Source organism: Achromobacter sp. PD1 (assembly GCF_048541815.1).
GTDB lineage: Bacteria > Pseudomonadota > Gammaproteobacteria > Burkholderiales > Burkholderiaceae_B > Achromobacter > Achromobacter bronchisepticus_A.
In genome coordinates this window covers 6,667,038-6,687,094 of record NZ_CP183349.1, presented here as the reverse complement: position 1 = coordinate 6,687,094, position 20,057 = coordinate 6,667,038, and the positions used below count along the sequence as shown (strand labels likewise).

At 66.7% G+C, this 20,057-nt stretch carries 11 protein-coding genes; 6 read left to right on the top strand and 5 right to left on the bottom strand.

The features are described from left to right. Positions 1-19 precede the first annotated feature (19 nt). The 3 genes from ACM1PE_RS31565 to ACM1PE_RS31555 are packed head-to-tail and all read left to right on the top strand — an operon-like array spanning position 20 to position 4,662. On the top strand, positions 20-2,677 hold the full coding sequence (locus ACM1PE_RS31565; protein ID WP_419342101.1) for a fimbria/pilus outer membrane usher protein: 2,658 nt from the start codon (positions 20-22) through the stop codon (positions 2,675-2,677). Beyond that, a complete protein-coding gene (locus tag ACM1PE_RS31560) occupies positions 2,674-3,435 on the top strand; it encodes a molecular chaperone (RefSeq protein WP_419342100.1) in 762 nt (253 codons plus the stop codon). Before ACM1PE_RS31565 ends, ACM1PE_RS31560 begins: the two co-directional genes overlap by 4 nt. Positions 3,436-3,471: 36 nt before the next feature. Next, the gene (locus tag ACM1PE_RS31555; protein WP_419342099.1) at positions 3,472-4,662 is read left to right on the top strand and encodes a fimbrial protein; all 1,191 of its coding nucleotides are present in this window, start codon (positions 3,472-3,474) and stop codon (positions 4,660-4,662) included. Between the two features lie 69 nt (positions 4,663-4,731). On the opposite strand, the gene ACM1PE_RS31550 is transcribed toward ACM1PE_RS31555, so the two are convergent. After that, the gene (locus tag ACM1PE_RS31550) at positions 4,732-7,758 is read right to left on the bottom strand and encodes a filamentous hemagglutinin N-terminal domain-containing protein (protein ID WP_419342098.1); all 3,027 of its coding nucleotides are present in this window, start codon (positions 7,756-7,758) and stop codon (positions 4,732-4,734) included. A gap of 80 nt (positions 7,759-7,838) precedes the next feature. Further along, entirely contained in the window at positions 7,839-9,527 is a 1,689-nt protein-coding gene (locus ACM1PE_RS31545; protein ID WP_419342096.1) for a ShlB/FhaC/HecB family hemolysin secretion/activation protein, read from the bottom strand. Positions 9,528-9,870: 343 nt separating this feature from the next. Here ACM1PE_RS31545 and ACM1PE_RS31540 point away from each other — a divergent pair, with 343 nt between their 5' ends. Both ACM1PE_RS31540 and ACM1PE_RS31535 read left to right on the top strand, forming a co-directional pair. After that, the gene (locus tag ACM1PE_RS31540; protein WP_419342094.1) at positions 9,871-10,650 is read left to right on the top strand and encodes a response regulator; all 780 of its coding nucleotides are present in this window, start codon (positions 9,871-9,873) and stop codon (positions 10,648-10,650) included. A gap of 172 nt (positions 10,651-10,822) precedes the next feature. Beyond that, complete coding sequence (locus tag ACM1PE_RS31535) at positions 10,823-14,206, top strand: ATP-binding protein (RefSeq protein WP_419342093.1); 3,384 nt, start codon at positions 10,823-10,825, stop codon at positions 14,204-14,206. Positions 14,207-14,226: 20 nt separating this feature from the next. Here the strand turns inward: ACM1PE_RS31535 and ACM1PE_RS31530 are convergent, their stop codons facing one another. Together ACM1PE_RS31530 and ACM1PE_RS31525 are read right to left on the bottom strand one after the other, a co-directional pair. Then, the gene (locus ACM1PE_RS31530) at positions 14,227-15,753 is read right to left on the bottom strand and encodes a sulfatase-like hydrolase/transferase (RefSeq protein WP_059378149.1); all 1,527 of its coding nucleotides are present in this window, start codon (positions 15,751-15,753) and stop codon (positions 14,227-14,229) included. Next, a complete protein-coding gene (locus tag ACM1PE_RS31525; RefSeq protein WP_419342092.1) occupies positions 15,750-16,730 on the bottom strand; it encodes a tripartite tricarboxylate transporter substrate binding protein in 981 nt (326 codons plus the stop codon). Before ACM1PE_RS31525 ends, ACM1PE_RS31530 begins: the two co-directional genes overlap by 4 nt. Positions 16,731-16,854: 124 nt before the next feature. On the opposite strand from ACM1PE_RS31525, the gene ACM1PE_RS31520 reads away from it, so the two are divergent. Then, positions 16,855-17,820 carry a LysR family transcriptional regulator gene (locus ACM1PE_RS31520; RefSeq protein ID WP_059378152.1) on the top strand — a complete coding sequence of 322 codons (966 nt, stop codon included), beginning with the start codon at positions 16,855-16,857 and terminating at the stop codon, positions 17,818-17,820. 39 nt (positions 17,821-17,859) lie between these two features. On the opposite strand, the gene ACM1PE_RS31515 is transcribed toward ACM1PE_RS31520, so the two are convergent. Next, the gene (locus ACM1PE_RS31515) at positions 17,860-19,995 is read right to left on the bottom strand and encodes a LamG-like jellyroll fold domain-containing protein (RefSeq protein ID WP_419342091.1); all 2,136 of its coding nucleotides are present in this window, start codon (positions 19,993-19,995) and stop codon (positions 17,860-17,862) included. Positions 19,996-20,057 lie beyond the last annotated feature (62 nt).

Here is a 20,057-nt window from a genome sequence, read left to right as displayed (position 1 = left end):
ACAGAGCTGACACGTCCCGATGGAAAATCTACACGCAAGGGCTTGCCCCCGCTTGCCAGACCTTGCTCGCCCCGCAAACCGGCGCCGGGCGGCGGAAAGGCTCGCATCCGCTCTTGCCGCCGCGCTGGCGGCGGCCTGGGTCGCTCCCGTACACGGCAAGCAGGCGTTCTTCGACCCCCAGATAATGTTCCAAGGCGCAGGCGACACGGCCATCGACACCAGCCGCTTCGAGCGCGGCAACTTCATGGAGCCCGGCCTGCACAAGCTGGACGTCTACGTCAACGGCCAGTGGCGCGGCGTGGAGGAGGTCCCGTTCCGCCTCCTGGCCGGCAGCGACAGCACCACGCCGTGCTATGACAGCGCATTGCTGGCGCGCCTGGGCCTGGACGTCGACAAGGCCGCGCGCGGCGAGGGCATGCTTGCGCTATCCGCTACCGCCGCCTGCGGCGAGCTGTCGCGCTACGTGCCCGGCGCGCAGGTCAAATTGGAGGTGGCCGAACAGAAGCTCTATCTCACCGTACCCAAGTACTATCTGCGCATCTCCACGCCCGGCGTCTACGTGGATCCGTCGAACTGGGACTTCGGCGTGACCGCGGCCCGGCTGAACTACAACAGCAATCTCTTCACCTCTGAAAGCCGCGGCACACGCACCACGCGCGGTTATGCGGGCCTGAATGCCGGCATCAACGTGGGCGCATTCCGGCTGCGCCACTACGGCAGCGCAACCTGGTCTCCGGGCCACGGCGCGAACTATCAGCGCGGCTACACCTATCTGAAGACCGACGTACCGGCATGGAAGGCGCAGCTGTTGATGGGAGAGAGTTCCACCGACGGCGACCTGTTCGACTCCGTATCGTTTCGGGGCGTGCAACTGGGCAGCGACGAACGCATGCTGCCCAGCGCATTGCGTTCCTATACCCCGGTTGTCCGCGGCACGGCCAACAGCAATGCCCAGGTATCGGTGTATCAGCGTGGCTACCTCGTATACGAAACCACCGTGGCGCCCGGCCCCTTCGCGCTCGAAGACCTGCAGGCGGCGGGATATGGCGGCGACCTGGACGTGCGCATAGTGGAGGCGGACGGTAGCGCGCGCAGCTTCGTCGTGCCCTTCGCCACGACAGTCCAACTGCTGCGGCCCGGCACCAGCCGCTACAGTCTGACCGCGGGGCGGGCGATAGATCTGGGCCTGGGCAGCAGCTCACAGTATTTGCTGCAGGGCACGTTCAAGCGCGGGCTGGGCGACATGTACACGGGTTACGGCGGCCTCGCTTTCAGCCGGCACTATGGTTCGGCGCTGGCTGGCGCCGCCGTGAACACCGCGCTGGGCGCGTTCGCGGCCGACGTCACGCTATCCCGCGCCGAGCTTCCGGACGAAGGCACGCGGACGGGCGCCAGCTACCGCCTGTCGTACAGCAAGAACCTGCCCAATAGCGGTACCAACTTTTCGCTCCTGGCCTACCGCTATTCCACCAGCGGCTTCGTGGGCTTGCGCGAGAGCATCGCGCTGCAAGGCGCGCCGCAACGCTACCGCTGGTTTGGCGACGTGGGCCGCACGCGCGGACGGCTCGACGCCAACATCAGCCAGCAACTGGGTGTCAACGGCGGAAACGTCTATCTGTCGGGGTCGGCCATCCAATACTGGCAAGGCCGTGGCAACACCATCAACTTCGCGCTGGGCTACAGCAACCGTTGGCGCGACATTTCCTATTCCTTCGGCGTGCAGCGCATGCAGAACCTGGCCACCCGCAATTCCTACCAGGGCGGCGGCCGCGACAATTCCACCCTGGTCACCGTGAACCTTTCGATTCCCCTGGGGCGGGCCGAGCGCGGCGCCCCTACGCTTAACAGCTACTACAGCGCCGATTCCCGCGCCGGCGCCAACTTCACCACCTCGGTCGCCGGCTCGATGGGCGAGTCCGACCGCGGCACCTATTCGGTATCCGCGTCTCATGCCAGCCGCGAGAACGCCAACTCGGCAAGCGCAAACATCGGCTACCGGCTGCCGCAGTCCTGGGTGGGAGCGGGCATTTCGCAGGGAGCAGGCTACCGCCAGGCGTCACTGAACGCGTCGGGCGGGGTGCTTGTCCATGCTGGCGGCGTGACCTTCTCGCAGACGTTGGGGGAAACAATCGCGTTGGTAAGCGCTGACCACGCGGAAGGCGCGCAGATCGGCTACGGCGGCGACCGCCTGGACGGCCGCGGCTACGGCGTCGTCGCCAGCCTGAGCCCCTACCAGCTCAACACCGTCGACATCGATCCGCGCGACATTCCCGACGACGTAGAGCTGCAGGCCAGTTCGCGCAACGTGGCGCCCCGCGCCGGCGCAGTCGTGCTGCTGTCCTACCCGACCCGCGTGGCCCGGCCGGTGTTGATCGACGCCCGCCAGGCCGACGGCGCCGCGCTGCCCTTTGGCGCGGAAGTGCTGAACGCCGCCGACGGCAAGCCGGTGGGCGCGGTGGGTCAGGGCAGCCGAATCGTCATGCGGGTGGAGCAGGATCAGGGCCGCGTCATCGTGCAGTGGGGACCCGGGCCGCAGCAGCGCTGCGCCATCGACTACGCCCTGCCCGAGCGCGCGCGGCAACGCGCCCGGGGTTACGACGCGCTTTCCCTCACCTGCGCGCCGATGCCGGCGGACGGCGGCAGGCCTGCGGGCCCCGGCCCGTTGGCGCGCCGATGATGCGCCTTCTGCGCGCATGCGCGCTGCGCCTGGCCGCCTGCCTGCCGATGGCCGGCATGGCAGCCTGGGCGCATGCGGATCTGACCGTGACCGGCACACGCTTCATCTATCCTGCGCAAGCCAGGTCGCTAACGATACGCACCAGCAACTCGGGGGAGACGCCCATCCTGGTGCAGACTTGGCTGGATCAGGAGCAAGCGCAGGCGCGCACCGATCCCAGCAAGCTGCCCGTTCCTTTCGTGCTGACACCCCCGGTCTACCGGCTGGATGCCGGCGAGCGCAAGGCGCTGGAACTGCGCTACACGGGCGAACCCCTGCCGCGCGACCGCGAATCGGCATTCTGGATCAATTTCCTTGAAATCCCCTCGCTGCGGCCGTCGCGCCGCAACCAGCTGCAGCTGTCATTCCGGCTGCGGATGAAGGTCTTGTTCCGTCCGCCGGAGTTGCAAGGCGATCCTCGGGAGGCCCCGGCGCAAGTCGCTTGGAAGTATCGGCGCACGGGTGACGTCGCGGCGCCATGGCTGCTGGAAGCGCACAACCCCACCCCTTTCCATGTGTCCCTGGCGCGGCTGGAGCTTCCCGCCGCGGCGGGCTTGCAACGCCTGGACGGCTTGACCTTGCCGCCCTACGCCACCGCCCGCTTCGCGCTGCCCGCCGGCCATCAACCCCAGGCGCACGCAAGCACGCTGCGCTACGAGGCCGCCGATGACACCGGCGACCTGATCCACGGCGCGGCAGCGCTCGCAGCCGCAAACTGAGTCCGAGCCGATCCCGGCTTCCAGGAGTACACCCTGATGAGCAAGCTCTCTATTCCCGTACGCACCCGTACGATCGAAAAACCGGCACGGCCCGCCCTACTCCTGCTGGCCGCCGCGGTGGCATTGCCGTGCGCCCCGGTTCGCGGCGAACTGGTCATGAACCGCCCCGCCATCCATTGCAGCCAGTCGAACCAGGCCGGCGGCCCCTGGCGTGAAGTCTCGCCGCTGACCAGTTCCTCGCAGATCGGCGATGTGCTGTTCGAGCGGGGCGCCGGGCTATTCAACAATTTCCAGCTTGGTTCGGGCGTGGGAGCAGGCATCCTGCACGAACTGGTTGCCGCTGCGCAGTGGGGCCCCAATACAGGCGTGGCCGCCGACGGCACGGCGCAGACAAACGTACCCGGCATCGGGCTACAGGTATCCGTCATGGGCGCCGACGGCGTCGAAAGACGGATCAAACCCGGCGCGCTGCCCGTGGTCATGGACAAGCGTCCTGTGTACTACGACACCGCCGGGTCCGCGTCGCAGAAAAACTCCACCGTCACCGAGTACATTCAGCGCCTGGTACTGACCGACGCCGCGGCCAACCTGCCCAGCGGTGAACTGAGAGTGACGGGCGTGGACCCCAACATCACGCTGATGCTCTATGCCATCAACTACCAGCAGGGCGCGGTGAGCTACGGCGAGCCCATCCAGAACTTTCCCGTCTGGACACCGGGCATTACCGGCGTCTGCGGCAGCCTGCCGTTTTCCTACCAGGGCACCGGCGTCATCGGCATTGGCGGCGGCACGGGGGTAATCGTCCCCAACAAATGCGAGGTCGGCGCCTACCGGACGATCCCTGTCTCGCTGGGCGACCTGCCCCTCTCGCTGTTCGATACACCGGGAGCCACCTCGCCTGCCAAGGAATTCTCCATCGTGCTCACCCAATGCAGCGCCTCGGCCAAGCCAACCATTACTTTTGCCGACAAGTACGGCCCCAACACCGATCCCCATGTGCTGAACCTGAAGCCCGGGTCTGAAGCCGCCGAGGGCATAGGCATCGCCATGATCAACGATACCGGCAAAGTCCCGGTCCGTTTCGGCGCCGCGTATGACATGCAGCGCGTCGGCGACCAGGCCGTCCTGACGCTGCGGGCCCACTACATCCGAACGGCGCCGGTCGACGGAGCGGTCAAGGCCGGCATCGCCGACGGCAGCGCGGAGTTCACCTTCGAGTTTCCCTGAGACCAGGGCGCCTCATGCCAACAGGGCCATGGACGCGCGCGCCCATGGCCCTTGTTCATGCACTGTCCATCAACGCTCGACGATGCCGTAGTTCAAGCCCACCGGCGGCACCAGGGATGCCAGCCCCAACGTGCTGTTGGCGCGCATCACCCCGTAGTTCGCGCCCGCCAGTCCGCCATAGGTATGCTGAAGAGAGTTGGCGAAATTCACCTTGCCGCTCGCGCTGGAATAGGAAACCGCGCCCTGGTTGAGACCCGCGATGCCACCCAGGTAAGCCTGGCCGGCGCCTCCCACCTCACCGGCGGAAGACGACTGCAGGACTTCCCCCATGTCGCCGTTCTCTCCCACCACGCCGCCAACGCGGCTGTTGATGCCACCGTAGACATTGCCGTTGGCCATCGCGGAAACGATCAAGCCCTGATTGGCCCCGACCAGTCCTCCTGCCGCGCTGTTCTTCCCGGCCGTCACGTTGCCGCTGGCGTTGACCGTTCCCAGCGTCCCGGTGTTGTAGCCGACCAACCCGCCGGCGTATCCGTAGTCTCCACCCGCAACCTTGCCGCGGGCTACGGAGGCCTCTATCGTGCCGCTGCTGTAGCCGGCCAGACCGCCGGCCCGGCCTCCATTCCGGTTGTAGCCGGCCTTGACCTCGCCACCCGCCTCCGCCGTATCGATGCGTCCATCGTTGGCGCCGACCAGGCCGCCCACATTGACGCCATAGGCGGCCGTCACATCGCCCCCGGCCTTGACATCCAGCAGCAGGCCGCCACCGCTGTTGCGTCCTGCGAAGCCGCCGGTGGAGCCGCCGCCCTCGGCACTGACGCCACCTTCCGCGGCCGAGCCCGAAATGGTCCCGCTATTCACCCCAACCAGGCCTCCGGTGTATGCGCTGCTGCCGTTCTGCACCCGCCCGGTCGCAATCGAGCGCTCGATGTCGCCGCCCAGGTTGCTGCCCACCAGCCCGCCAACATTGAGGCCTGCGCCGGTGGCCTGCGTGTTCGCGTGGCTGGACGCGTCCGCAACCAAGCCGCGATTCACGCCAACCAGACCGCCCATGCCGCCCAGCTCATCGCGCTGCATCGCGCCCGATACGACATTGCGCGAGACGCTACGCGTAATGACGCCGCGGCTCGCCGCGGAATTCAGATTTTCACCTGCCAGCCCGCCTATGGCGATCGTGTGCGAACCTGCATATACGCTGCCTGCAACGGTGGCGCGGTCGATACTGCCGCCGGCGTTGGTGCCCACCAGACCGCCCACCACGTTACGGTGATACGAACTGCCCTTCACGTACATTCCGGTCGTGGACACATTGACGATCTGGCCAGAATTGCGGCCCACCAGCGCGCCCACCGACATGGATGCCGCGCCGGTGGCCGGCGCATTGACAGTCATCGACGCCAGGTTGACATTGCTGATGCTGCCGGACGACGCGGCGAACAAGCCCACGTTGGGACCGGCGCCGCTGACCGAATAGCCGCCGAGCGTATTGCCCAGACCGTCGAACGTGCCGGAAAAGATGCCATACGGACCGCCTATCGCCTGGATCGAACCGCGTCCGCTCAGGTTGTTGCCCAACACGTACAAGCCGCTCAGATTGCGGTCGATGTCCTGCAGCTGGGCGAGGTTCTGGATCACCGCGTAACGCTGGCCATGGGCGCTGAACGACGCACCTGCGCCGGACAGCGTGATCGCCGCCCCCTCGCCCAGCACATGGCCTCCCGGCGCCTGCAAGGACAGGGCGCCATTGACGCCGCTAATGGCAGTCTTGCCGGTAAGCGCGATTTCCCCGCCGGCGGACATGGCGATGGCAGCGTTCTGGCCGGTTGCGGCCAGGTCTCCGTTGACCGCGATATCACCCGCCGCAACCAAGCCGAGCGCGTTGCCGCTGTGCCACGCTATCGGGCCATTGAGCGCGACGTCACCCGCAGCGCCTTCCAGCACGATGTTGGTGGCCGCGAGGTTGCTGGCGACGGTGTCCGCGTGCACCGTGACGTTTGCCGCCGTGGCGTTAGCGCCCACCGTCACCTCTGCCGACGCGATGCGCCAGGTTCCGCTATCGCCGTTCAATGCCCGCGCATCGACCTCGGCGCCGAGCCGCACGGCCACCAGCTGCCCGCGTATCTCCACCTCGCCGCCGTTGCCATGCGAGGCAAGCGCGCTGGCATTCATCTTGCCCGCAGCCACCACCAGACCGTCACCGCCGCCGTCCAACATAATCTTGCCGCCTTGACCCTGCAGCGTCTTCGCTTCGATGATGCCCTGACTGTTGACCACCGTGCGCAAGGCCGCTCCCGCGGCGCTGGCCGTCATCAGCACCTGCCCGCCGTCGGCACTCAGCATGCCGCCATTCTCGGCCAGGGCGGACAGCGCGGCGCCATCCATCCGCAGATCGAGCAAGCCATTGCCGTCGAAGTTCACGGTGAACTCTCCGCCGGCCGCCAGCGCGATCCGCCCCAGCCGCGCCCGGATCACCCCCTGATTGCTGACCTTGGCGCCCAGCAGCGCGACGCTGCCGCGGTCGCGCGCGGCAATCACGCCCTGGTTCAGCACGGAGGCCTCCGATGACCCGGTGAAGCGATAGTTGCCCGCGTTGAAATCGGCGTCGGAAAGCTGCTTGGTCGAGGCGACCAGTCCGCCCACGTTGACCTCCGCGCCCTTGCCGAAAACAATGCCGTTGGGGTTGACGAGGAAAACCTGACCGTTGGCGTCCATGCGCCCCAGGATGGAACTGGGCGACAGGCCATTCACACGGTTCAGCGCGATCGAGCCGCTGCCGGGCTGGTTGAAGGTGATGCGTTCGTCCGCGCCGATACTGAAGCTGTTCCAGTCGATGATCAGCTTTTGCGTATGCTGATTGATCGACACCTGTTTCTGGTCCAGCGTGGCGTGGATATCGCCTATTCCGTTGCCGGCCGCGATTGTTCCGCCCGTCGGCGCGGCATGCGCGCAAGACAGGCCCGCCAGGCCGGCGAGGGCCAGCACGGCAACGCGGCCGCGCCTGCCGCTCCCGGCTTTTCCGCGGCGGCGCGCGGACTCGCGCGCCACGTTCCAGCGTTGTCTGGCCTCGTTCCATACCAGTGCATATGTCTTGTTCATGATTGCCTCGCAAGAATGGCGGATCCGCCGCAATGGCAGGCCGCGCCGGTTAAGAAAACTGCGCGCGTGGTGCGCCCGAGTCAGAAATAGCGCGACGCCTGGAGCCAGAAGCGGGGCTCCCGGTCGGATTCCGTGGCGGGCGGCTGCCGGCCCATCGGCCAGGCGACGCTCAGGTTCACCTGATGGCTGGCGCCGTACTGCGTGACGCCGAGTCCCGCCGCAGCCAGGCCGTTGTGGTTGCGGCCGGGCGTCCAGCGGCGTTTGCTCAGGCGCACGTTGCCCCGGTCGGCGAAGGCGCTCAGTTGCCACCCGGGAGCCAGTTGGTAGCGCAGTTCGGCGCCGGCCAGCCAGCCCTCGTCGCCGCTGGCCGCGCCCAACGGATAGGCGCGCACGCCATAAGGCCCGCCCAGGCTGAATTTCTCAGAGCTGTCCAGGTTCTTCGAAGCCCACTGCGCATCCACCCGCGCATATAGCTGGAAGCGGCCAGTGAGCTGCTGCAAGCGGCTGATCGAGAGATTGGTCCTGGCGAACCAGCCGGCGGCGCGCACTGTCTGGCGGTCCTCGCCCTCGGCCTGTGGATCGGCCAGGCGCAGCCGGCCTCGACCATGCGACAGTTGCAAGGCGGTCCGTCCGCCGCCGAACCATCCATCCTCGCTGCTGCCGGCCAGGGCCAAAGTCCATAGCCCGATACGCTTGCGGCTGCTTACCTCGAAGAGATCCATGCTGTCGACCAAACGCTTGCGCTCGTGCTGCAATTGCAGGCGCAAGCTGGCGTGGCGCGAGCGCACCAAGGGCTGCTGGATGAACACGGTCGACACGTCGGCGCGGCCGTGCGCCCCCAGAGGGCCGAAACGCCTGCCGAGTTCGTACCGCATGCTGGACACGCCCATGCCGACGCGCGTGGACCGGGAGCCAAGTGGAAGCTGATAGGCGGCGTTGTAGTAGCGCTGGCCGCCATCACTCCCCAACAGCCGCAGATTGAGCTGGTCGCCCAGGCGCAGGGGGTTGTTGACGCCGATGCTTCCGCTCAGCCGGTACTCGCCTGTGTAGTAGCCGCCAAAATTGTCCGCGTCCAGACTGCCGAAGACGAGCGGTCCCGCTTCGGCGTCCACCAGCAGGCTGGTGGTCCCGGTTTCCGCACCAGGCTGCAACGTACCCTTGACCGCCACGCCGGGCAGGTCGCTCAACAGCAGCAGCGCGCGCTCCAGCTCGCCGGCCTGCACCGCCTGCCCCGGACGCAGGGCGGAGAGCGCCTGCTCCAGCACGGCATCGCGGACCCGCGCGCGGTTCCGCAGGCCAATCTCGCCATACCTGCCCTCCAACACGGCGATGCGCACGATGCCCGCATCGATGGCTTGCGGCGGCAGATAGGCGCGCGCCAGCACATATCCTTGATCGTGGTAATAGGCGGTGATGCGATCAGCGGCGGCGCGCAGGTCCGGGAACGTCAGTGCCGCGCCCGTCAGATCGGCCAGCACCGCCTGCAATGTCGCTGCGTCAAAGGCGTGGTTGCCTTCGACATGGAACTCGAGCACCCGGACGGCGGGGCCTGCGGCCGCATCGCCGGACACGGCTGCAGGCGGCTGCGGCCCGGGCAACTGCACCTCGGGAGCCGTGTGGCCCGAAGGCATGGCGGGCAAAACCGATTGCAGGTCACGAATGGCGCGCCCCGCATCCGGGATCTGCGCCCGCAAAGCGTCCGCACACAAGGCCATGGCCAGCCCGGCGCCCAGCGCGGCCATCCGATAGCGCGCTTTCTCCCCTTTCATCACCCATCCCCCCGCTCCTTGCCGTTCTTGCACGGGAAGCGCTCGTCCCCGACCGGCTGACGCGCCGGCCATGCCGGGCGATACTCGTCTTGCCGGCAGAATACGGAGCGGACGAGCGTGGAACTGTGGGAAGACTACGAAAGCGGAGTCGTACTTCTACGATTTGGCGACCGCCCGCCGCGCAGCGCGATTGGCTGCGGTTGCGGCAAGCGCCGTACTTTAGTACTCCTCCTATTCTTTCGCGAGGACGCCATCGGTAATATGGCTGCAAGCGGCATAGTCACAGCCGCCGCGCACATACAGCGTTTCAAACGTCTGCTTGCGAAACTTGGCGGCAATCGCCATGGACGCACGACAGTTCCGCAGCAGGCTCTGGATGAACGGGAAAAGAAACATGTCACACGGCCGCATCCGCGTCATCATTGCCGACGACCATCCCATCGTGTCCCTGGGCGTGAGCCATGAGCTCGCGCGAGACCCGGCCATCGAAGTGATCGGCTGCGCCAGGAACTCCACGGACCTGGTGGCCCTGCTGGAAACCCAACCCTGCGACGCGGTGGTATCGGACTACGCGATGCCGGGCGGCAAGCACGGCGACGGGCTGGGGCTCATTGGATTTCTGCGGCGACGCTACCCGGCGCTGCGAGTGGCCGTGCTCACCATGGTCGAGCATCCCACGCTGCTGCGGGCGCTGCTGGCCGAAAAGAACCTCTGCATCCTCAGCAAGGCGGATTCAACGCGCCATATCGCCGAAGCGATACACGCGATGAGCCGCGGCCGGACCTACTATTCGCCGACCGTGAAGGACATGATCATCCGCGAATCCCTCTCGGCGCAACAGCCACGGTTGACGCGGCGAGAGGCAGAGATCATCCGTCTGTTTTGCGCGGGCGCCACCATTACCGAGATATCGCAGATCTCCAGCCGCAGCGTGCAGACGGTCAGTTCCCAGAAGCGCAGCGCGATGAGGAAGCTGGGCATCGAACGCGACGCGGACCTGATCCGTTACGGCTGCGCTGCCCTGCCAATGACCGACGTGACGCTACCCGAAGCGGAGGATGAGAATGCGGCTGAATCTCCGGCGACGGCTGCGCTTGCCTCTTGTTCAATGTCGACACGCTGAACGCGACCGAGCCCGAGTGGCAGCCGCTTGATCCATGTCAAAACCGCCGGTACGCCTTTGCGCCACGCCTGTCGGAAAAATGTTCAAGTAACTGCGCCCGCCCCCCCTGAAACCTGCAGCGCCCCCATCCACGACCGCATGCCGGCGCCGCCTGACACGCATCCCCCGCGCCTTGATTCGACTACGCCACCGCCTGAGCCCCTCGCGGCTCGACACCGTGACGCGCTTTCGCCGCTATCAGCGCTGGCAAAGCCTGGGCGGCGGCGTGCTGATCACGGTCGCGGTGCTGCTGACCTTCGCCCTGGAAGCCAAGACCACCGCCGAAAAATATCTGGAGTACGTGCGCCAATCGTTCGTGGCCGAACACGCCGTGCTCATGAAGGAAATCTACACGCGCGAGAACGCCTTCCGCATCAGCCAGGCAAGCGCGGAGCTGATGTGGCGGGAAGCGGCGCCCTTTGATGCCGCTCAGATAGCAAAGTACCGCAGCCGGGGCGAAGAGCTGCTGGTGGAGTCCGACGAGGATTCCCGCTCTCAATGGATATTGGGTTCGGGCGGCGGCCGGGTGACGAACGGTGCGACAGGAAAGTTCTTCAATCTGGCCGAGCAGATCGGCCGCATTCCCTCAGGCGGGCCCGCAGCCCATGACAACTCGCTGGCCTCGTTCTTCTTTGGCGTCAATGGCAGCATCGCCGGCCTGGTTCCCGCCCCCGAAGCAGCGGTCCGCCAGCGGATCCTGGCGGACCGCGACCGCTACCTCGCCCTGCTGACCGGCGAAGTCAGCCGGCGCATGCTGATCGCCACCGATGCCGGCACCGACACATGGCGCTCCTTGCGCTGGATCCCTCCCGTCGCCAATCCGATCACGGGCAAGCAGGTATTCCGCATCGGTGGAACCATACTGGACAAGGGCGTGCCGGTCGCCGTGCTGGTGACGGAGTATTCCCCCCTGCAACCCGGCGCTTCGCAGGCAGTGAACCGGCAGGCGGGCGACTTCGCCATCATGTCCGCCAGCGGCCAACTCATCGCTGCATCGCCGGGCGCCGGTGCCGGCGACGCTCAGGAAATGGCTCCGGCCGCCGACCTCGCCGATATTCCTGCCGGAACGCGCCAGGAAAGGACGCGCTCTGGCCAGTTTTCGATTTCGGAAGGATTGGGGCCCACGGACTGGGTGCTGGTCTTTACGCTGGACTGGAGCAGCATCGTCAATGCCATAAGCGCGCAGCTGACCACGCCCGCGATCATGACTGCAACCACGCTGGCGTTGATATGGGCGCTGCTGCTCTACTTCGAGCTGCGCGTGGTCCGACCCTTGATGAACCGTTCCAGGCTGGCGCTGGAGAGCGAGCATCTCAACCGCACGCTCATCGAGACGGCTCCCGTGGGCCTGGGCCTGATCGACGCTGCCAGCGGCAGTCCGCTGCTGCACAGCCCGGCCATGGAGAAGATGACCGCGCGCGTGGGCGTGGGAAAATTCAGCCTTTCGGCAGAGCTGGCCAATCGTTATCGGCGGCGCGCCAGCGCGCCCACAGGTAAGCGCGACACTGATGTGGTCGAGGAAGACCTCTCGTTCGTGGCCCGCGATGGCACTCCCGTCACCTTGTCGGTCAGCATGGCAGGCGCGCGCTACCGCGGGTCGAACGTGGTCGTGGCGGCGTTCATCGACGTCACCGAAAAATACCAGCTAGCCCACCGCCTGCGCGAAGCCAAGGCCGCCGCGGACCGCGGCAATGCCGCCAAGTCGGCCTTCCTTGCGGCGATGAGCCATGAAATACGCACGCCGCTGCACGCCATCCTGGGACACCTGGAGCTGCTCTCGCGCTCGCGCCTGGCGCCGGTCCAGCGCAACCGTCTCGAAACCGTGCGGGCGTCCTCGGGACTGCTGCTCGCCACGATCAGCGATGTGCTGGATTTCTCCAAGATCGAGGCCGGCGAACTCAGCCTGGAGCAGGCGGAGTTCGACCTGCTCGAAGTCACCTCGCACGCGCTGTCCATGTTCGCGCCCCAGGCCCAGGCCAAAGGACTGGCCTTGCTGGGCGATCTGGGCGCTGCGCTCAGGCAGCCAATGCGAGGGGATGCCACCCGGCTGGGACAGGTCATTCACAACCTGCTCTCCAATGCCATCAAGTTCACCGACCAAGGCAAGGTGGTACTGCGTACCCGGACCGACGCGGCCGGCATCGCCGTCGAGGTCGAGGACACTGGCATGGGCATGACGGAAGAACAGGCGCAGAGTGTCTTTCGCGCTTTCAGCCAGGCCGACGCGACCATAGGCCGGCGCTATGGCGGCACGGGCCTGGGGCTGACCCTGTGTTGCCGGTTGGTGGAGGCAATGGGCGGCTCCCTGTCCGTGCGCAGCGAACCTGGAAGCGGCAGCCTGTTCGCGTTTTCCTTGCCGCTGGGCATCGAAGCCCGCGAGGCCGACAGGCCATGGTTCGCCGGCGAGCAGGTGTTGCTGCTGGCCGCGCGCGACAACTGCCGTCACCGCCTGGAAGCCATCCTGCGGACCTGGGGACTGCGCGTCAACGCCCGCCGCCATCCATCCGAACTGGACGAAGACATGCTGGACGAAGCGACGGTCCTCATCATCTGGGGCGACAAGATCGACTGGCAGCCGGAGGACGAAGACAGATTGCTGGACGAATCTTCATGGGTGATCGATTGCGGCATGCTGGGGCCCGCCACGCCGCAGGACACGGGACGCAAGCTCAGCGTTTCCATGTACGGGCTGCATGGCCTGTCCTCGGCCTTGCGGCATGTGCTGCAGGACGCGCCTCTCGCTACCGCGGCGTCCACGCCCGCACCGCGGCATTCGGTCCGTTCGTTGCGGGTGCTGGTGGCCGAAGACAACGCCGCCAACCGCGGCCTGTTCGAAGAACAGTTCAAACTGCTGGGCTGTGAAGTCGATCTGGCGGAGGGAGGCGCGCAGGCTTGCGCGCTGCTGGCATCGCAGCGCTATGACGTGCTGGTCACCGATCTCGCGATGCCCGGCATGGACGGCTACGCGCTGGCCCGACAGGCCCGATCCATGCGGCCGGACATGCCCGTCATCGCTGCCACGGCCTGCGTGACGAAGCACGAGCGGCAGCGCTGCGGCAAAGCCGGCATCGCGCGGGTGCTGACCAAGCCCCTGCCGCTAGCCGAACTCGAACTCGCCTTGCTGGACGTATGCGGACAAACCGGACCCGGCCCGCGGCAAGCCCCGGAGGCGGCCGACAACGGTCCGCAGGCCTTGACCGGCGGACGCGCCTTTCCCCCGGCGCTGCTGCGCACGCTGGAGCAATCTTGCTCGCAGTCCCTGGACACCATCAAACGCGCTGCCGTCGACGAGGACAGCGGCCGCCTGCGCGGCGAACTGCACGCCTTGCGTGGCATGCTGGCCATTTTCCGCCTGCCCGCGCTGGCCGAACAGTGCGCTCAGCTGGATACCCGCCTGAACCAGCCAGGCGTGCGCGGATCGGCAGACGCGGTGGCGCGCATCTGCGACGACGTGCTCGCCGCAGTGAAAAGCGCCGTGGCCATGCCTGATGCCCAGCCGGCCACTGAGCAGGCTTGACCCCTTCTTGCGCCGCGCGTTCAAGCGATACCCGATGCCGGCACGCGCGCCGGCAATTGGTCCGCGGGCCGGGTTGCGAGCATGGCGGCCAGTTCCCGCCGCTTCGCGGCATGACCCGGATCATCGAAGAGATTGTCCATCTCGTCCGGATCTTCCGTCAGGCAATACATCTCACCCGCGCCGCTGCCCAGTTCGACGGTCAGCTTCCAGTCGCGCGTGCGCACGGTGCGCAGCTTCAGCTCCACGCCACAGCGCGATGCCGCCACATCCCATTCGCTCAAGGCGAACTCGCGGGAGGCATCTCCGCCTTCCAGCAATGGGCGCAAGCTGCGGCCGTGTTGCGGCCCCAAGGCCGACGCTCCGGCGTAGTCGCAGAAGGTCGCGGCGAGGTCCAGCGTGGAAACCGGGTCTTCCACCTTTCTCCCGGCCGCGATGCCAGGGCCGCTGGCCACCATGGCCACGCGCAGCAGGCCTTCATATGGCATGGGCCCCTTGAGCATCAGTCCGTGGTCGCCCAGCCATTCGCCGTGGTCTGAGGTGAAGATCACGATGGTGTCCTGATCCAGCCCGTACTCGCTCAGCGCCTTCATGATGCGCCCCACCTGATGGTCCACCAGCGAGATCATGCCGTAGTAGTTGGCGATGATCCGGCGCAGCGCCTCGTCCGATTGGGTCGGCATGCGCGAGAAATTCTGCCGCACCGCCTGCACTTCGGCGTTGCCCATGGGCTTGCTCTCCATGCTGGCCCTGTGCCACCAAGGCCGGCGATCGTAGTCGGTGACGCGATGGCGCGGCAGATCGACCTCGTCGGGATGGTGCAGGCGCGACCAGGGCTCGGGGCAATCGAAGGGGTGATGGGGATCGGGGAACGAGGCCCACAGGCAGAACGGCCGGTCGCGATGCTCGCGCAGGTAGTCGATGGTGCGATCGCCGATCCAGGCGGAGTTGTGCCAGGCTGCGGGCAAGGCGGAATTGAAGGTCTGCGGCGCGCCGCTGGCCGGCCCCAGGTCGGTCTCGTACAGCTGGTTGCGCAGTTCGCCCAAGCCGTCGCCGTAGTGCCAGCGCGAATGGTTCAGGCCGCCGGGCAACGGCGTGGGCAGCCAATAGTTGTGGCCCTCCACCACCAGCTCCACATGCTTGAAGCCCATGTACGGCCCCGCCCAGTCCGGTCCCATGCCAGCCTCGCTGTACTGGCATTCGGGCCGTCCGGTGGCCTGGAAGGTATGGTGCGTGGAGAAATGCGCCTTGCCGATGAAGCCCGTGTCGTAGCCGGCAGCGGCGAGACTGCCGGCAAAGCCTGCCTCGCCGGCGCGCAGATCCAGGTCGATGCCGTTGTCGCAGACGCCATGCGTCAGTGGCAGCAGGCCGGTCAGCATGGAGGCGCGCGAAGGCTGGCAGACGACGTTGGGCGTTATGCAGGCCGCGAAATGCGTGCCCGTGCTCGCCAGCAGGTCGATGTGCGGCGTCTTGACCCGGCGTCCCGCAAAGCCCAGGCAGTCGCCGCGATGCTGGTCGGTCGTGATGAGAAGAATGTTGGGGCGTTTCATTGCTGCTTGCTGGTGGCGGTCTTGATGTCGGAAAGCACGGGCGCGAGAACACGGGTGTCATGGGCGATGCGTTCGCTCAAGCCCAACCCGTCCTGATCGCCCAAGATCATGCCCTGGGCCTGCATCTTGTCCCGGACCTCTGGACTCTTCAGGACGGTGGCCACGGCGCGCTGCAAATCGGCCAGCACCGGCGCAGGCGTGCGCGCCGGCGCGAACAGGCCGAACCAGCTATAGAACGTGAAGTCCTTCACTTCGTCCTTCACCATCGGCAGGTCGGGCGCGCCCGCGATGGGCGCGGCTCCCGCATTGGCCAGCCCCTGCACCTTGCCGGCCTTGATCTGCGGCACGGCCGTGCTGGCGACGATGAACATCAGATCGACCTGGCTGCCCATCACGCCGACAAAGCCCTGGGGCGCGGCCTTGTACGGCACGTGCTTGAGCGAGATGCCGGCCGCGTGCTCGAACAGTGCCATCGCCAAATGGTGAGTCGAACCCGGGCCGCCGCTGGCGTAGGTGATGGCGTCAGGCCGGGCGCGCGCCTGCTCCAGCAGTTCACGCAAGGACTTGAATGGCGCTGTAGGCGCCGCCACCAACACGTATTGCAGGGTCGCCAGCGTCGCGACGGGCGCGAAATCCTCGGTGCGATAAGGCACGTCCTGCATCAGGTAAGGCACTGCCGTGAACGAGGCGTCCGGCCCCAGCAGCAGCGTGTAGCCATCAGGCTTGGCGCGCGCCACGGCCTGGGCGCCGATGACGCCGGCGCCGCCCGCGCGGTTTTCCACGATGACGGGAACGCCCCATTGTGTGGACATTTCCGCGGCGACCAGGCGTCCGACCACGTCGGCCGCGCCGCCGGGCACCGAGGGCACCACCAGCGTGACGGGGCGGTCCGGATAGGCCGCGGCCGCCGCCAGGGGAACAGCCAGAGGTACGGCCAGGCTCAGGGCGGCCAGGGCGCCGCGCGCAAGTTTCAGCATGATTGTCTCCATCCTGCGGCTCGCCTCATTCGCGGACGGCTCGCTGGCAATCATCTTCGGCCAGCCCATCATTCCAGTCCAATGATATATTTTTCACTTTCCATATCAGAGTTGATATGTAGAGATGAGCCCTCCCGACTCCGCTGCTCCCCTGCAGCCAGGCTGGTATCTGCGCGGCCGGCTGCGCCTGCGCCATCTGCAGCTCATGCTGTTGCTGGACGAAGTCCACAACGTGGGCGTGGCGGCGCAACGCATGGCCACCACCCAGCCCGCCGTGTCGCGCATGATCGCGGAACTGGAGGACATGCTCGGCGCGCGGCTGTTCGACCGCACGCCCAAAGGCACCTTCCCCACGCCCCACGGCGACTCCCTGATCCGCCATGCGCGCTGGGTGCTGGGCGACCTGGAACGCATGAGCGGCGAATGGTCCGCCGCGCCCGACCTCGACGTGGAAACCATCCATGTCGGCGTCAACTCCGCGGCAGCGGCTTACCTGGTGCCGCGCGCGCTGCTGCGTTTCGAACAGCAGACGGCCAACGTCAATGTGCTGGTGCGCGAGGGTTCACTGGAAGCGTTGATGCCGGACCTGCACACCCGCAAACTGGACTTGCTGGTCGCGCGCATGGGCGCAGCCGCACGCACGCCTGACACCCTGACGCAAGTGCTGTACGAAGAGCCGATGTGCGTGTGCGCGCGCAGCGGACATCCGCTGATGGATGTAGCCCAGGTTTCCTGGGCGCAACTGGCGGCCTATCCGTGGATCATGCCGCCGCGCGGCAGCCCGGCGCGCATCGGTCTGGACATGCTGTTGCAGCGCCATGGCCTGTACCCGCCTTCACGCATCGAATCAGCGTCGGCCCTGAACAACATGATGTTGATGGCCAACAGCGACCTGCTGTCGCTGCTGCCCCGCTGCGTCGCACGGCACGCCGCCGGCGGCCGCGAAATCGCCATCCTGGATATAGAACTGCCGCCCGTGTTCGGCCCGCTGGGCATCGTGCGGCACAACAGCCTGGACTTGTCGCCGCGGATGCGGGATCTGATCGAGTGCCTGCGGGCCGAGGCTGCAGACGCGGCGGCGCCGCGCTGAGCGCATGCGGGACGCGTGGCGCGCGCCCCGCATGAAAGGCTAGCCGACGCGGCGCGCGGTCAGCCACTGCGCGGGCTTGAGCGCCTTGTCCACGATGCGTATCTCGCCAATGCTGCCGAAGAAGCCGTCGGCGCGCTCGCCGTCCCACGAACCCGCGCCGATCACCCAGGGCATGTCGGCGGCCAGCGTCGCCAGGCCGGGGGCATTGCTGACGTTGCGCAATACCGGCGCGCCCTCGATGTACAGAATGGTCTCGTGCGTGTCGGCGTCGTTGACCACCGCGACGTGGAACCATTTGTCCGCAATGATCTCACCCGACCAGTTGGTCTTGCCGCCGCGCTCGCCGGCCACGACCGGCACGATTTCCCACTGGATCTCGCGCAGACTGGACACGGCGAAGATCAGGGGCGGAGATTCCGGATCGCCGCCATTGAATCCCGCCAGGTCGCCGCGCTTGCCGTCGCGCGTCATCACGTTCATCCAGGCGTGCTTCTGCGCGCTCCAGTCCCGGTCTATCTTCAGGAACGCCTCGACCGTGTAGCCGTTTGGCACCGTGGCGCTGTTGATCGCCGCAGCCGCTTCAGTGGTGAAGTAGCTCATGCGCGCGGTGTTCTTGTCGGTGTTCAGGAAGCGCACCGAACCGGGCGCGGCGGACAGGTAGTGATGATCGTCCGACCAGACCAGGTCGCCTTCCTGCGCGCCCGCCACGCCGTCGATGTTGAGCGCGGCGCGGCGGATCGGATTCAGCCCGGTCAGATCCGCGACGGTTTCACCCACCTTGACGGGCAGGCCGGCCTTGCCGCCAAAGAAGCGCCAATGCGCCAGCGTCCCCGCCACCAGCGGATAGTCATTGCTGTCGGCGGCCGGCTTCTGTTCGACGGTCGCGGGATCCGTGTAGTTGGCCAGGATCAGCGCCGTGGCCTGTTCCACCAGCGAGGTGTGCGAAGGAGCCGCGGCCTTGAACGTCTTGTTGAAGCCGGAGAAGCGGCTGGCGAAGTCCATCTTGATGGTGAACTGCTCGTTGGGCGTGGTCAGCACCGCCTGATCGAACGCGTTGAGCGTGTCCTTGGGCTTTTGCGGCACCCAGGGCGAGAACGACAGCACCCGGATCTCGTTGTTGCCCAGATCGAATTCGTACAGCCGCATCAGGCCGTTGCCGCCCTGATAGGCCATCTGGTAATCCACCACCATTTCCTCCACCGCGTGGCCGTAGGCATTGGTCTTGGTCAGGCGGGTGGCGCCGTGGTAGTGGCCATTGAGCGTCATGAAGATCTGATCGTTGTCGCGGATCAGCTTGTCCCACAGCATCTTGCCGTAAGGAACTTCCAGCGGGCTGACGCCATCCTTGTCGATGTTCAGCAGCTGGTGGTTGATCAGGATGGCGGGCAGCGTGGGATTGGCGCGCAACACCTGGTTGGCCCAGGCCAGGGCGTCGTTCGACGCGCGCCAGGACAGCGACAGCACCAGGAACTTCTGCCCTTCGGCCTCGAATACGTGGTACTCGTGAAAGCCGCTGGCGTCGCGGCCGCCGAAGGTGGCCTGCTGCTTGGCGCGCGTGACGCTGAAGTGCTGCAGGTAGGGTTCCTTGGCCAGGTCGCGCTGCGCGTCGGTGTTGGCCGACTGGCTGCTCTCGTCCACATAGTCGCGGTCCACGATCACGTCGTGGTTGCCCGCCAGGATCGAGTACGGCACCTTGGCGTCTTCCAGCACCTTCATCGCGGCGCTGGCCACCTTCCACTGGTCGGGCTTGCCCTGCTGGTCGACCACGTCGCCCAGATGGACCAGGAACGGAATATTGAGCGCCTTCGCATGCTCGGCTACCCAGCGCGTCTGCGCCTGGTAGGGCTCGCTGCCGTACTTGCGCATGAACTGCTGATTTTCGGCGTCGGTGGCGTAACGCGAATAGAACTGCGTATCCGGCAGCACCGCGAGCGCGAAACTCGACACCAGGGCCGGTTGGGGCTTGCCGGTACCGCCGTCGCCTTCATCGTCATCATCATCGCCGCCGCCGTTGCAGCCGCTGAGCAGGAAACTGCCGCCCATGGGCAACAACGTCACGCCCAAGCCCGCGCGCAGCAGGCTGCGCCGCCGGTTGTCGGGCGCCTGCGGCAAGGCATCCGCCACCTGCTCCACGATCTGCGTATTACCCTGGCCGTGCTTGCTGTCCTTCGTCATCTCTGCTGCCTGTTCGAAAAAGGCGGGAGTCTAGAGACGCGGAATGACGGCGGCATGACTGA

Bases quoted from the DNA above. Each gene is read 5' to 3' on its own strand.
- ACM1PE_RS31565 (WP_419342101.1), top strand. From the start codon at position 20: ATGGAAAATCTACACGCAAGGGCTTGCCCCCGCTTGCCAGACCTTGCT.
- ACM1PE_RS31560 (WP_419342100.1), top strand. From the start codon at position 2,674: ATGATGCGCCTTCTGCGCGCATGCGCGCTGCGCCTGGCCGCCTGCCTG.
- ACM1PE_RS31555 (WP_419342099.1), top strand. From the start codon at position 3,472: ATGAGCAAGCTCTCTATTCCCGTACGCACCCGTACGATCGAAAAACCG.
- ACM1PE_RS31550 (WP_419342098.1), bottom strand. From the start codon at position 7,758: ATGAACAAGACATATGCACTGGTATGGAACGAGGCCAGACAACGCTGG.
- ACM1PE_RS31545 (WP_419342096.1), bottom strand. From the start codon at position 9,527: ATGAAAGGGGAGAAAGCGCGCTATCGGATGGCCGCGCTGGGCGCCGGG.
- ACM1PE_RS31540 (WP_419342094.1), top strand. From the start codon at position 9,871: ATGGACGCACGACAGTTCCGCAGCAGGCTCTGGATGAACGGGAAAAGA.
- ACM1PE_RS31530 (WP_059378149.1), bottom strand. From the start codon at position 15,753: ATGAAACGCCCCAACATTCTTCTCATCACGACCGACCAGCATCGCGGC.
- ACM1PE_RS31525 (WP_419342092.1), bottom strand. From the start codon at position 16,730: ATGCTGAAACTTGCGCGCGGCGCCCTGGCCGCCCTGAGCCTGGCCGTA.
- ACM1PE_RS31520 (WP_059378152.1), top strand. From the start codon at position 16,855: ATGAGCCCTCCCGACTCCGCTGCTCCCCTGCAGCCAGGCTGGTATCTG.
- ACM1PE_RS31515 (WP_419342091.1), bottom strand. From the start codon at position 19,995: ATGACGAAGGACAGCAAGCACGGCCAGGGTAATACGCAGATCGTGGAG.